Origin of the sequence: Streptomyces sp. NBC_00568, from assembly GCF_026341855.1 — a bacterium.
In the GTDB taxonomy this organism is placed as follows: domain Bacteria; phylum Actinomycetota; class Actinomycetes; order Streptomycetales; family Streptomycetaceae; genus Streptomyces.
In genome coordinates this window covers 5,824,355-5,837,724 of sequence record NZ_JAPENW010000001.1, presented here as the reverse complement: position 1 = coordinate 5,837,724, position 13,370 = coordinate 5,824,355, and the positions used below count along the sequence as shown (strand labels likewise).

Sequence of the window (13,370 nt, the reverse complement as noted above, 5' to 3'; positions counted from 1 at the left end):
CGACCGATCCAAGGGTCAACAGCCGCTGCCGCCCCATCACTTGACATGCGCCTCCGCAGCGTTTGGCCTGATTGGGGCGTGACATCTGTTTCAGGACGGATTGCACAGGGTTCCCCATTCAACTTGTTTTCAAACCAAGTTGGCGAAGACGGGGTGGACGCGGCGCCGTGGGCGTGCCAGGTTGTGCCCCGAAGGCGCCGCCCGGCAACGGGACATGGCATTCGGCGCCGCACCGGAGGAAGGCACACGGCACGACGGAGCACACGCATCGACCGGCACCCGCAGGGACCGGCACCCGCAGGGATCGAAGGGAGCGGTACGCGATGACCGACCAGGTACAGCCGGCGCAGGGCCCGGGAACGACCGGGCCCGGGCCCGACGGAGCGGGATTCACCTATCGAGGAGCCGAGCAGGAGCTGATCGTCGTCGCCCGTCCGGAGGCCCGGCTGCGTGCCCGGGCCGAGGGCGTCCGCTCGGCGGCCGGCGCCGACGTCTCGGCCCTCAACATGTTCCTCACCGACGAACAGCTCGCCCTGGAGCCGCTGTTCGGGAGCGAGGAGCGGCTCCAGCAGTCCGCGGTGGCGGGCACCGAGAACGGGCCCGACCTCGCGCTCTTCTACCGGGTGCGCGGCGTGGAGAGCCGTGCCCAGGAGCTGCGCGCACGCATCGCGGCACTGCCGGAGATCGACACGGCGTACGTGAAGCCGGGTGCCGTTCCCGCCTCGACGGGGTCGGCCGGTTGGACCGGCCAGAGCGCCGACGACGGCCAGCGGCTCAAGGAGGGGGCGCACGTCACCCCCGACTTCACCAGCCGGCAGGGCTACTTGCGTCCGGCGCCCGAGGGCATCGACGCCTACTGGGCCTGGCAGCGGCCGGGTGGTTCGGGCCGGAGCGTCACGGTGATCGACGTGGAGGGCGCCTGGCAGCTCGGGCACGAGGATCTGGCCTCGAAACTCGCCGGTGTCGTCGTCGGCACCCCTGTCACCGACATCGCCTGGCGCAACCACGGCACCGCCGTCATCGGGGTGATCGGCGGCGACCGCAACGAGCACGGGACCACCGGAATCGCGCCGGACGCCGTGACCGCGGCCGCGTCCTTCCAGGGCATCGGAACGGCCGCCGCGATCCACGCGGCGGCGGAACGGCTGAGCCCCGGCGACATCATCCTGGTCGAACTGCACGCCCCGGGGCCCCGGTTCGACTTCGAGGAGCGCGACACGCAGGAGGGCTACATCGCGCTCGAGTGGTGGCCCGACAACTTCGCGGCCGTCCAGTACGCCACCGCCCGGGGCATCCTCGTGGTGGCGGCCGCCGGCAACGGCGCCGAGTCGCTCGACGACGCGGTGTACGAACGCCGCCCCGCGGAGTTCCCCGATTGGTGGCGCAACCCCTTCAACCCCTCCAACCGGTCCTCCGGGGCGATCCTGGTCGGCGCCGGCGCACCGCCGCCCGGCACGCACGGCCGCGACCACGGCCCGGACCGTTCACGGCTCGCGTTCTCCAACTACGGTGCCCGCGTGGACGCGCAGGGCTGGGGACGCGAGGTCACGACCACCGGCGGCTTCTGGGACCGGCCCGGCGATCTGCAGGGCGGCGCCGAGGAGATCGCCTGGTACACGGACACGTTCTCCGGGACCTCTTCCGCCTCCCCGGTGGTGGTCGGTGCCCTGGCCTCGCTGCAAGGCATGCTCAAGGCGGCGGGCCAGGCACCGATGTCCTCGGAACGTGCGCGCGCGGTGCTGCGGGCCACGGGTTCCCCGCAGCAGGACGCGCCGGGCCGGCCCGCGTCCCAGCGGATCGGCAACCGGCCGGACATCAAGGCGGCGGTCACCCGGCTGCTGCCGGAGGCGGTCGGCTCGGGCCAGGCCGAACGGTACTGGGACGAGCTGCTGCCGTATCCGCGCGAACTCCCGCCGAGGCTCCGGCTGTACGTGTCCGGTGCCTGGCGCAACCTCAACAACCCGTCCCCCGAGATCCGTCAGGCGGTGCACTCCGCCTTCGCGGGGGGACGGCCCGATGTACGGGTCTGGTTCTCGGACGACGAGATCGTCGGCCTGGTCGTCACGGGCTGAGGACCTGGTCCTCCCGGACCGAAACGGAACGCAACCAACCATTGATGGAAGGTGGCACCCGCATGAGCACGATCCCCCAGATGAGCCAGCAGGGACAGCAGGGCCTTCAGCAGGGCAGCCTTCAGCAGGGACAGCAGGGCCCCAGCACGGCTCCCCCGCAGCACCTCGGGACGCAGCAGGACTACGGACAGCAGCAGTTCGGACCGCAGCAGGGCATGAGCCAGGAGCAGCCTCTCGGCACGCAGGCGCAGCAGCCGTACGGGCCGCAGGGCATCGGCCAGCACATGCAGCAGCCGTACGGGCCGCAGGGCATCGGTCAGCAGATGCAGCAGCCGTACCTCCAGCAGGGCGTCGGTCAGCAGGGCATCGGCCAGCAGTTCCCGCAGCACCAGATCCCGCAGCAGCACATTCCGCCGCACCTCCAGCAGCAGCTCCAGCAACTGGGCCGGCAGCAGCCGTACCAGCAGCTTCTCCAGCAGCTCGGCGGGCAGCAGACCCAGCAGCCGGGACAGCCGCTCGTGCTGCCGAGCGCCGTCGAGCGTGCGGCGCTCGTGAGCGGCGTCGCCACGAAGTTCTGGGACGTCGTCACCCCGCTGCCGGGACAGCCGTCGATCCTCTACCTGTTCATCGACAACGCCTGGCGTCAGCTCGTGAACCCGAACCAGGTCACGCATGACGAGGTCCAGGAGGCCTTCGCCTTCGGGCAGCAGGTCATCGGGATCTACGACTCGGGCACCAACACCCTCCAGGCCGTGATCGTGAACCGGCAGTAGCAGAGGCCGGAGCGGCGGACCGCTCCACGCACAGGGCGCCGGGCGGATCACTCCGCCCGGCGCCCGACTGCGTACGGCGACCGGTTACAGCGCCACGCCCATGAGGGCGTCGACGGCCCGCGACACGACGCCGGGGGCGCCCTCGTCCGTGCCGCCCGTCTCGTGCTGGAGCGCTGCCCAGCGGTCGACGGCGGCGAGCGCGGCCGGTGCGTCGAGGTCCTCGGCGAGCGCGGTGCGGATCTCCTCGACGAGCGCGTCGGCGGACGGCCCGTCGGGCCGGGACACCGCGGCCCGCCAGTTCGCCAGGCGCGCGACGGCCTCTTCGAGGACGGCGTCCGTCCACTCCCAGTCGGCCCGGTAGTGGTGCGCGAGCAGAGCGAGACGGATGGCGGCCGGGTCGACCCCGTCGTGCCGCAGACGGGACACGAAGACGAGGTTGCCCTTGGACTTCGACATCTTCTCGCCGTGCAGCGCGACCATGCCGGCGTGGACGTACGCCTTGGCCATGGGGAACTCGCCGGTCAGCACCTGGGCGTGCGAGGCGCCCATCTCGTGGTGCGGGAAGGCGAGATCGGAACCGCCGCCCTGGACGTCGAAGCCCATTCCCAGGTGGTCGAGGGCGATCGCGACGCACTCGATGTGCCAGCCGGGCCGGCCGCGGCCCAGCGAGCCGCCGTCCCAGCTCGGCTCGCCCTCGCGGGCGGCCATCCACAGCATCGGGTCGAGGGGGTTCTTCTTCCCCGGCCGGTCCGGGTCGCCGCCCCGCTCCGCGGAGAGCAGGCGCATCGTCGCGGCGTCCAGGTTGGACACCTTGCCGAAGGCGGGGTCGGACTCCACGGAGAAGTACACGTCGCCGTCGAGCTCGTACGCCGCTCCGGCGTCCCGCAGCCGCTCGACGAGCGGCACGATGCCGGGTATCGCCTCGACGGCGCCTATGTAGTGGCGCGGCGGCAGCATCCGCAGGGCGGTCATGTCCTCGCGGAAGAGGGCGGTCTCCTTCTCGGCGAGTCCGACCCAGTCGACGCCGTCGCGCTCGGCCCGCTCCAGCAGCGGGTCGTCGACGTCCGTGACGTTCTGGACGTAATGAACCTGCCGCTTGGTGTCGAGCCACACGCGCTGCACGAGGTCGAACGCGTTGTAGGTCGCCGCGTGACCCAGATGGGTCGCGTCGTACGGCGTGATGCCGCAGACGTAGATACGGGCGACGGGACCGGGGTCGAGGGTGATGAGCCCACCGGTCGCGGTGTCGTGGATCCGGAGGTCGCGGCCCTCGCCAGGCAGGGCGGGGACCTCAGAAGCGGGCCAGGCATACATGTCATGAGACTAACCGGACGGAACTTCCGTATACGAACCGGCCAGCGCCTTATGGCCGGGAAGGCCCTCTTGCGCGACACCCCCGCGCCGTGCACACGTGCCGACGAGCGCTACACCGGCGGCCAGGGGATCGCGGGCCATTCCCCGCTCGGCTCCGGGTGCTTCCCGGAGGCGAGCATCCCATCGACCCGCGCGCGTGTGGCGTCGATCTCGGCGGCGGTGACGAGTTCGGCCAAGCGGGTGGCCAGCGGTGCGCCCGGCGCCAGGCCGTCGCGCAGGGAGGTGAGGACCTCCAGTGCCTCCGGCGTCAGCGGCTCCCCGGCCCAGCCCCACAGCAGCGTGCGCAGTTTGTTCTCGGCGTTGAAGGTGACCCCGTGGTCGATGCCGAAGAGGCGGCCCTCCCCCGCGGGCAGCAGATGGCCGCCCTTGCGGTCCGCGTTGTTGATCACGGCGTCGAGGACGGCGAGCCGCCGCAGCCGGGCGTCGTCGGCGTGCACGAGCAGTGCCGTCTCGCCCTCGCCGACCTCGGCGAAGCCGATCGCCTTCCAGCCCTCGGCCGGTTCCTCGCCCTCGACGAGCGCGAGCAGGCCGTCCCCGTCCTGCGCGGCTGGGGACTCGATCCACAGCTGGCACATGCCCTCGCCGTACGGCCCGTCGCGCAGCACCGTGGTGGGGACGAGCCCCCAGCCGGTCGCCTCGGAGACCTCGTACGCGGCGACCTCGCGCTGGGCGAGCGTGCCGTCGGGGAAGTCCCACAGAGGCCGCTCGCCCGCGACGGGCTTGTAGACGCAGAGCGCCTCGCGGCCCTCGTACGACACGGAGCAGTAGAGCACCGCGTTCGAGGCCTCACGGATCTGTCCGCGGACCTTCAGCTCGCCCCGGGCGAGCAGCTCGGCGGTCGTCACGCTCCGCGGCGGTATCCGTTCTGGCGCGGACATACGTGTCCTTCCGGGTCGAGCGGGAGACTGCACAGCGGGCAGGGCGGCCGGCCGGCGTTGACGACGTCGAGCGCGCGCTTGGCGAAGGCCCGGGCCTGCACGCCGGTGAGCCGGACCCGGAGCATCGGCGGACCGTTCTCCTCGTCCTGGAGCAGCCGCTCCTCGGCCTCCGCGAGGTCCTCGTCGGAGTCGGCCTCGAGTTCCACGAGCGCCTGCGCCTCGACGATCATGCGCTGCTCGTCACCGTCCCAGGCCAGGGCCATGGTGCCGACCCGGAACTCCTCCTCCACGGGTGTGTCGAGGGGCGCGGTGTCGGACACCTCGGTGGAGGCCATCGCCGGGACCGGGGCGCTGCCGCCGGTCCGCCGGACGACCTCGTCGAGGAGCTCGTCCATCCGCTCGGCGAGCGCGGCGACCTGGGTCTTCTCCAGGGCCACGCTGGTCACCCGGGGGCCCGAGGACGCCTGCAGGAAGAAGGTACGGCGCCCGGGCAACCCGACCGTACCGGCCACGAAACGGTCCGGGGGGTCGTAGAGGAACACCTGACGGGACACGTCCTGTCTCCATTGAATCGGCATGGGGACCGGCTGACTGCGCCGGGCCGCATCGGCTGCTGAGAACTCGCTGACAACTACTGTGCTGGTTCGACCGCTTCACCCTACTGCGGCCGACGATCACGGTGCGCCCGCACCGCCCCCGACCGGAGCGTCGCCGCTCGGGGGTTCCTCGCGCGGCGCGAGGGACGCGAAATCACCGGTGTCCCCGAGACGTACGAGAAAAGGCCTCAACCGGGTGTAACGGATCGCGGTGATGGAACACGGTTCGACAGAGATCCGTTGGAAGAGGTCCAGATGAAGTCCGAGTGCGTCGGCGACGAGCGACTTGATGATGTCGCCGTGCGAACACATCAGGTAGACCGCGTCGCTTCCGTGGTCGCGCTCCACGCGCGCGTTCCACTCGCGCACGGCCTCGGCGGCCCGGGTCTGCATGGCCCGCATCGATTCGCCGCCCGGGAACGCGGCCGCGGACGGATGCGCCTGGACGACCTCCATCAGCGGCTCGTCCTTCAGTTCGGCGAGCTTGCGGCCCGACCAGTCGCCGTAGTGGGCCTCTCCGATGCGCTCCTCGGTGTGCGCCGGGACCTCGGGGCGGGCCTCCAGCAGCGGCTGGACGGTCTCCTGGCAGCGCTGGAGGGGGCTGGTGACGACCTCGGCGATCGGCAGCCCGGCGAGCCGCCCCGGAAGGGCGGCGGCCTGCTGGGTGCCGCGCTCGTCGAGGGCCACGCCGGGTGTCCAGCCGGCGAGCAGTCCCGCGGTGTTGGCGGTGGAGCGTCCGTGCCGGACGAGGATCAGGGTGGGCATGCGGCCCAGCGTAAACGGACGGCTCGCGGAGCCGGCCGGCCCTGGGAAAAGCGGTGCCCGGAGTGCGGCCGGGCCGGAACGACGGGAGAATGCGCTCCGTGATCGTCGACTGTGCCATCTACCGTGCCGGGCGGCGGACGGAGGGCCCCGACGACCTCTCCGACGCCCTGGCCCAGTGCCGCGCCGGGGGCGACGCCTTCGTGTGGATCGGCCTGCACGAGCCCACGGAGAAGGAGTTCGACCTCGTCACGGAGGAGTTCGGGCTGCATCCGCTGGCGGTCGAGGACGCCCTCAAGGCCCATCAGCGCCCCAAGCTGGAGGTGTACGAGGACTCGCTCTTCATGGTCCTCAAACCGGTGTCGTACGAGCCGGAGAGCGATGCCGTCTCCTCCGGCGAGGTCATGGTCTTCGTCGGTGACTCGTTCGTGGTGACCGTGCGGCACGGCGAGGAGTCGCCCCTCGCGGCGGTCCGGCAGCGTCTGGAGTCGGACCCCGAGACCCTGCGGCACGGGCCGACGGCGGTGCTCTACTCGATCGCGGACGCCACCGTGGACCACTACCTGGAAGTGGCGACCGAGCTCGGCACCGACCTGGAGGAGCTGGAGGCGGAGGTCTTCTCGCCGCAGCTCGGCGGCGGGCGGAACACCGCGTCGCGGATCTACGCCTTCAAGCGGCAGGTGCAGGAGTTCCGCAGGGCCACGGTCCCGCTGGCGGTGCCGCTGGCCCGGCTCTCGGGCTCGGGCCTCGCCTCGACGGCCGTGCCGTTCGTGAACGGCAAGGCGCAGCCCTTCTTCCGCGACGTCAACGACCACCTGCTGCGCGTCAACGAGTCCGTGGAGGGCCTGGACCGGCTGGTGTCCGACATCCTCTCGGCACACCTCGCGCAGATGAGCGTGCGGCAGAACGACGACATGCGGAAGATCTCCGCGTGGGCGGCCATGGCGGCCGTCCCGACGATGATCGCCGGGATCTACGGGATGAACTTCGACCACATGCCCGAACTGCACTGGGTGTGGTCGTATCCGGCGGTGGTCGGGTGCATGGTCGTGCTGGAGTTCGGGCTGTTCCGGCTCTTCAAGCGGCGGGGCTGGCTGTAGTCGGGACGCGTACGGGTCCGCCCGGTGCGGGTCCGGGTGGTCCGGGCGCGTACGCGGGCCCGTCCTGACGGCGGCCGGGCGCGGGTGGAGGTCAGGTCCGGGCGGGGGCCGGGTGGGGTGGAGGCCGGGTGGGGTCAGGCGAATTCCGGTGACGCCGTGGCGGGGCCGTCCAGCGCCCCACGCCGTTCGGGCATCTTCAGGGAGACCATCCGGCGCCAGCCCGCGGCCCGCTCGTAGGCGTACACGGCGTGGATGCCCGCGGCGAGGACCGCGGCCCTGGCCCTGGACCAGCCGAGGATGCGGCCCATGTGGGCCATCACGGCGAGGCTGACGTCCCGGTAGATGCGGATCTCGGCGAGCGCGCACTCGCGCAGGGTCCGCTGGATGGCGCGGCCATGACCGTCGTGCGCGAAGCGCAGCAGTTCCTCGTGGCAGTACGCGAGGTGGTTGTCCTCGTCGCCCGAGATCATCTTCACCGCGCGGCCGATCTCGGGGTGGTCGGCGAAGTGTTTGCGCAGCAGGTCCATCTGCTCGGAGGCGCGCTGTTCGGTCACCCGGCTGTGGGCGAGATAGGTGACGATGTCCTGCACGGTGAGCGGCTGGTCGTCCTTGAGCTTCTCGTGCGCCAGACCGATGCCGTACCGCTCCAGGAGCATGGTGTAGTCGGTGTCGGGCGGGATCTCGACCGGTTCGAGGCCGCGCTTCTTCATGAGGGCGTTGAAGATCCGCCCGTGCTTGTCCTCGTCGGCGCCGTGCCGGGCGATCCTGGGGGCGAGCGCGCGTTCGCTCGCCGGGACCAGCGCGGCGATCCGGGCGTTCTCCCAGCCCCCCTGCGCCTCCCCGCTGGCGGCGATGGAGCAGAAGAGCCGGTACGACTGGTCGTTGTCGAGAATCTCCTGGAACAGACTCTTGGCGGAAAGCATCTCTGACACCTCTCTGCAGGGTTGTGCAGAAAACGAGTCAAATGGGATGTCCGCGACCCGGCAACCGATGTGTCGGACAAATCCGCCGAACGATGGACGACGAAGCGGGCCCGAGCGCGTAACCAAGGGACCGTCGACGCGTTGTTCCCTGTGACGGCCGTGGCGGGGAAGACCCCCGAGCCCCCACCACGGCCGCAGAACTTTCCCGGCGCGGTTACGCGAGTCCGGCGCGCTCCAGAGCGTCGGAGCCGGCCCGCAGCGAGGCGATCCGGTCCTCCAGCGTGAAGCCCGCGGGCGCCAGCGTGAGAGTGGTGACCCCGGCCGCGGCGTACGCCTGCATGCGGTCGGCGATGCGGTCCACCGAGCCGAGCAGGGTCGTCTGGTCGATCAGCGCGTGCGGGATGGCGGCCGCGGCGCCCTCCTTGTCGCCGGACAGGTACTTGTCCTGGATCTCGGCGGCTTCCTTCTCGTAGCCCATGCGCTGGGCGAGCTGGTTGTAGAAGTTCTGCTTGCGGCTGCCCATGCCGCCGACGTACAGCGCGGTGTACGGGCGGAACATGTCGGCGAGCGCCGTGACGTCCTTGTCGTCGCCGAGGGCGAGCGGAAGGGTCGGGCAGACGTCGAAGCCCTCCATCGTCTTCCCGGCCTTCTCCCGGCCCGCGCGCAGGTATTTGATCGCGGTGTCCTCGAGGTGCTCGGCCGAGGGGAAGATCAGCAGCGCGCCGTCGGCGATCTCGCCGGTCTGCTCCAGGTTCTTGGGGCCGATCGCGGCGACGTAGAGCGGGATGTGCTCGCGCTCCGGGTGCACGGTCAGCTTCAGCGGCTTGCCCGGACCGCCCGGCAGCGGCAGGGTCCAGTGCTCACCCTCGAACGACAGCCGCTCGCGCGTCATCGCCTTGCGCACGATCTCCACGTACTCACGGGTGCGGGCCAGCGGCTTGTCGAACTTGACGCCGTACCAGCCCTCGGAGACCTGCGGTCCGGAGACGCCGAGGCCGAGGCGGAAACGGCCGCCCGACAGCGAGTCGAGGGTCGCGGCGGTCATCGCGGTCATCGCGGGCTGCCGGGCCGGGATCTGGAAGATGGCCGAACCGACGTCGATGCGTTCGGTCTGGGCGGCGACCCAGCTGAGCACGGTGGCCGCGTCGGAGCCATAGGCCTCGGCGGCCCAGCAGACGGCGTATCCGAGCCGGTCGGCCTCCTGGGCGACGGCGAGATTGTCCCCGTCCATTCCGGCGCCCCAGTAGCCGAGGTTGATGCCGAGCTGCATGGCCGATTCCCCTTACCGATCAGTAACGTCCCTTTGTCCGAGACCCTAGCGTGCGTGCGTCCCGGGCGGGGGGCGGCACGTTCGCCTTCTCGGCACGGGGGCGGGACACCGGCACGCCGCCCGGCGCGGCCCCTCGTGTCCGACCGTGTACGCGGGTCCCGGCCGCTGCCCGGCGTCACCGGTCGTCACGTGCGGCAATCCATGGAACTTCGGTTGTCCACAGGCCCCCACGGGGCCGGTGTCGGACAGTAATCTCGGCGTCCATGGAGCAGAGGCATCTCGGCCGTACCGGCCTGCGTGTGTCCCGGATCGGACTCGGCACCCTCACATGGGGGCGGGACACCGACGAGCATGACGCGGCGGACCTCTTGAAGACGTTCTGGGAAGCGGGCGGGACCCTCGTGGACACCGCGGACGTGTACGGCGACGGGGAGGCCGAGTACCTCCTCGGACGCCTCATGGAAGGGCTCGTGCCGCGCCGGGACCTGGTCATCTCGACGAAGGCGGGGAGCGTGCGCGACCCGGACCGCCGCTTCGACGGCTCGCGCAGCCACCTGCTTGCGGCCCTGGACGCCTCGCTCGCCCGCCTGGGCACGGACTACGTGGACGTGTGGCACGTCCACGCCTACGACCCCGACACGCCCCTGGACGAGACCCTCCAGGCCCTCGACCTGGCCGTCAGCAGCGGGCGCGCGCGCTACGCGGGCGTGTCCAACTTCTGCGGCTGGCAGCTCGCCAAGGCCGCCACCTGGCAGCTCGCGGCTCCCGGCATACGCACTCGCCTGGCCAGTACGCAGATGGAGTACTCCCTGCTCCAGCGCGGCATCGAGCGGGAGGTGCTGCCGGCCGCCCTCGACCTGGGCATCGGTCTGCTGCCCTCCTCGCCGCTGGGGCGCGGGGTACTCACCGGCAAGTACCGCAACGGGACGCCGGCCGACTCCCGTGGCGGCTCCGAACACCTCGCGCCGTTCGTCGCGCCCTATCTCGACGACACGGCGAGCAGCATCGTGGAGGCGGTGACGACCGCGGCGGACGGGCTCGCCGTGACGGCGCTCCAGGTGGCGCTCGCATGGGTCCGCGACCGGCCCGGGGTCAGCGCCCCCATCGTCGGCGCGCGCAACGCGCAGCAGCTCACGGCCGCGTTGTCAGTGGAGAGCCTTAGTCTTCCTGACGAGATCTGCCGGGCGCTCGACGATGTGTCGGCCCCGGTGCACCACTATCCCGATCACGACTGGAGCACGCTGTGAGCACGGAGCCCGAGACCACGGAGGAAGCGGAGCCGGGGGCGCCGGGCGCGGACACGGCCGCCGACGCCCCGGAGAGCACGGGCGAGGACGTGGACCACGCGGACGCGCACTCCGAGGGCGGGGAGGCCTCCGAGGAAGAGGGCACGGCCGCGGACGGGGACGGTGACACAGACGCGGGCACGGACGCGGAGGCCGCCGCCGGTACGGAGGCCGCCGCGGGGACCGAGTCCGCCGAAGGCGCCGCCCAGCTGTCCGAGGCAGCCGCCGAGCTGGCGGCCCAGCGCCTGGAGCGGGAGCGGATCGAGCGGCGGAAGGCCGAGAAGCAGGCGCCGATCACGGCCGGGGCCAAGCTCAGCGGCACGGCCGCGGACCTCCTCGCGGCGGTGCGGGCCGTGGAGAGCGGCGAGAAGCCCGTGGCCACCGCCTTCCGCGAGCCCGAGCCCGCGCCGCGCAGGGCCGCGCAGGAGCCCGTGCGGCGACCGCAGCCCGTGGCCGCAGCGGCCGCACCGGTGCCGACCGCCGCGCCCGAAGCCGTCGGGGCCGTCCGCGCCGTGCTGACCGAGGGCGGCGCGCCCGAAGCGCTCGCGGCACAGGTCGTCGCGGCCCTGGGCGACGGTGCCGACGAGCAACTGCGCGAGGACCCCTGGCAGTTGCTGCGGGTCGCCGGGGTGCGGCCCGAGCAGGCCGACGGGTTCGCCCGGGCCCTGCTCGGCGCGGAGTGCGGGCCGGACGACGAACGTCGTGGCCGCGCGCTGACCGTGTGGCTCCTGGAGCAGGCGGCCGTCGCCGGACACACCGCCCTGGAGGCCCCGGCGCTCACCGCGGCGCTCTCCCAGCGCTCGGTGCCGGACCCGGACGCGGCCGTGCAGAGCGCTCTCGCGGAGGGCGAGGCCCTGGTCTTCCAGGACGTGCTGGACACGCCTGCCCCGGCGCCGCAGGACGACACGGAGGAGCCGCAGGAGCGCCCGGTGCGCGTCCTGATCGGCCTGGAGCGGTACGCGCTGGCCGAGGAGAGCCTCGCCGACGCGCTCGCCCGGGTGATGAACTCGGTGCCGAAGGAGGACGGTTCGGCCGCCGACTGGGAGCAGGCCGCGGCCGCGGCCCCCCGCTCCGCCGGGGAGCTGATCCGCGCGGTCGCCGCTCACGGGCTGGTGCTGCACACCGGCGGCGACGCCTCCCGCTCCGAGACGGCTGCGCTGCTGCACGCGGCGCGAGCGCTCGGCCTGCGCGGCTGGGCCGCCACGCACACCCACGGCGGCCGCGACGGCTTCACGGCCGAACTGGCCCGGCACGACCTGCCGGACGGCCCCGCGGACGGCACGGCGACCGGCGTCACCACCGTCGGCGGACTCCTCTCCGGCGCCGAGGGCCCGGGCCGGGACGCGGACGGCGCCCTGGACCTGGACGTCCTGGTCGTCCTCGACGCGCCGCAGCTCGACGTGGAGACGGCGGCGATGCTCGCCGAGTCGCTGCCGGACGGGGCGCGCCTGGTGCTGAGCGGCGATCCGGGCGTGCTCTGGTCGGCGGGCCCCGGCCGGGTCTTCGCGGACCTGATCGCCGCCCGCGCCTGCCCGCAGGTGGCCTCGCGGACCCCTGACCCCGGGCCCATCGGCGAGCTGGTCTCCGGGGTCGGCATCGGAGAGCTCAACCAGGTCGAGGCGCCCGGCAAGGAGGTCGTGATCGTCCCGGTGCGCGACGCCGGCGAGGCGGTCCACCGGACCGTGCAGCTGGTCGCGGACTCGGTGCCGCGCGCGATCGGCATCCCGGCCGAACAGACACAGGTGATCACCCCGGGGCACGGCGGCGCGGTCGGCACCCGCGCGCTGAACACCGCGCTCAAGGAGCGGCTGAACCCCGGCCCGGGCCGGTTCGGCGGCTTCGACCCCGGCGACCGGATCGCCTACTCCCCCGCACCGGGTCGTACGCTGCCGGGCCATGTGGTGAAGGCCGACGCCGAGGGGCTGCATCTGGAGTGCTCGGGCACCCCCGTCGTCGTACCGAAGGAGCGGGTGGAGCAGGCCGTGCGGCACGGCTGGGCGCTCACCGCGCACCAGGCGGTCGGACTGCGCTGGCCCGCCGCTGTCGTGGTGCTCCCGGGCGACGCCGCGGCGGCCCTGACGCGGCCGTGGGTCTACACGGCCTTCGGCCGGGCCGAGCGTCACCTCTCGGTCGTGCACGGGGTGGAGCAGGCCCTGCCGCACGCCGTGGCGGAGGTTCCGCAGAAGCCGCGCACCACACGGCTGCCGGCCCTGCTGAAGCCGCAGGCACCGGCCGCGGGCTGATCACCGCCGGTGTCGCACGGTCTCGGTGCGTGAACACACGGGTGGCGGCCACCGCATCGCGGTGGCCGCCACCCGTGTGAGCCGTTGGTGCCA

General features: G+C 72.5%; 11 protein-coding genes. 5 read left to right on the top strand and 6 right to left on the bottom strand.

The window, feature by feature from the left end; genetic code table 11:
* Positions 1-323 precede the first annotated feature (323 nt).
* Positions 324-2,072, top strand: a complete 1,749-nt coding sequence (locus OOK38_RS25365; RefSeq protein WP_266756865.1) for a S8 family peptidase — start codon at positions 324-326, stop codon at positions 2,070-2,072.
* 62 nt (positions 2,073-2,134) lie between these two features.
* Complete coding sequence (locus OOK38_RS25360; RefSeq protein ID WP_266756867.1) at positions 2,135-2,845, top strand: hypothetical protein; 711 nt, start codon at positions 2,135-2,137, stop codon at positions 2,843-2,845.
* An 84-nt stretch (positions 2,846-2,929) separates the two neighbouring features.
* Here the strand turns inward: OOK38_RS25360 and mshC are convergent, their stop codons facing one another.
* The 4 genes from mshC to OOK38_RS25340 all read right to left on the bottom strand — a co-directional run bounded on the left by mshC (position 2,930) and on the right by OOK38_RS25340 (position 6,458).
* On the bottom strand, positions 2,930-4,159 hold the full coding sequence (mshC, locus tag OOK38_RS25355; RefSeq protein ID WP_266756869.1) for a cysteine--1-D-myo-inosityl 2-amino-2-deoxy-alpha-D-glucopyranoside ligase: 1,230 nt from the start codon (positions 4,157-4,159) through the stop codon (positions 2,930-2,932).
* 110 nt (positions 4,160-4,269) lie between these two features.
* Complete coding sequence (locus OOK38_RS25350) at positions 4,270-5,097, bottom strand: SCO1664 family protein (RefSeq protein ID WP_266756871.1); 828 nt, start codon at positions 5,095-5,097, stop codon at positions 4,270-4,272.
* The gene (locus tag OOK38_RS25345) at positions 5,061-5,651 is read right to left on the bottom strand and encodes a DUF3090 domain-containing protein (RefSeq protein ID WP_266756873.1); all 591 of its coding nucleotides are present in this window, start codon (positions 5,649-5,651) and stop codon (positions 5,061-5,063) included. The genes OOK38_RS25350 and OOK38_RS25345 overlap by 37 nt, the downstream gene beginning before the upstream one ends.
* A 120-nt stretch (positions 5,652-5,771) precedes the next feature.
* Complete coding sequence (locus OOK38_RS25340) at positions 5,772-6,458, bottom strand: histidine phosphatase family protein (protein ID WP_266756875.1); 687 nt, start codon at positions 6,456-6,458, stop codon at positions 5,772-5,774.
* 98 nt (positions 6,459-6,556) lie between these two features.
* Between OOK38_RS25340 and corA the strand changes: the two genes are divergently transcribed.
* Entirely contained in the window at positions 6,557-7,555 is a 999-nt protein-coding gene (gene corA / locus OOK38_RS25335) for a magnesium/cobalt transporter CorA (protein ID WP_266756877.1), read from the top strand.
* 134 nt (positions 7,556-7,689) lie between these two features.
* Here corA and OOK38_RS25330 read toward each other — a convergent pair whose 3' ends face one another.
* Entirely contained in the window at positions 7,690-8,478 is a 789-nt protein-coding gene (locus tag OOK38_RS25330) for a ferritin-like domain-containing protein (RefSeq protein WP_266756879.1), read from the bottom strand.
* Between the two features lie 214 nt (positions 8,479-8,692).
* On the bottom strand, positions 8,693-9,748 hold the full coding sequence (locus tag OOK38_RS25325; RefSeq protein ID WP_266756880.1) for an LLM class F420-dependent oxidoreductase: 1,056 nt from the start codon (positions 9,746-9,748) through the stop codon (positions 8,693-8,695).
* A 263-nt stretch (positions 9,749-10,011) separates the two neighbouring features.
* Here OOK38_RS25325 and OOK38_RS25320 point away from each other — a divergent pair, with 263 nt between their 5' ends.
* Positions 10,012-10,995 carry an aldo/keto reductase gene (locus OOK38_RS25320; RefSeq protein WP_266756882.1) on the top strand — a complete coding sequence of 328 codons (984 nt, stop codon included), beginning with the start codon at positions 10,012-10,014 and terminating at the stop codon, positions 10,993-10,995.
* Complete coding sequence (locus OOK38_RS25315) at positions 10,992-13,277, top strand: helix-hairpin-helix domain-containing protein (protein ID WP_266756884.1); 2,286 nt, start codon at positions 10,992-10,994, stop codon at positions 13,275-13,277. The genes OOK38_RS25320 and OOK38_RS25315 overlap by 4 nt, the downstream gene beginning before the upstream one ends.
* The last annotated feature ends 93 nt before the right edge of the window (positions 13,278-13,370 follow it).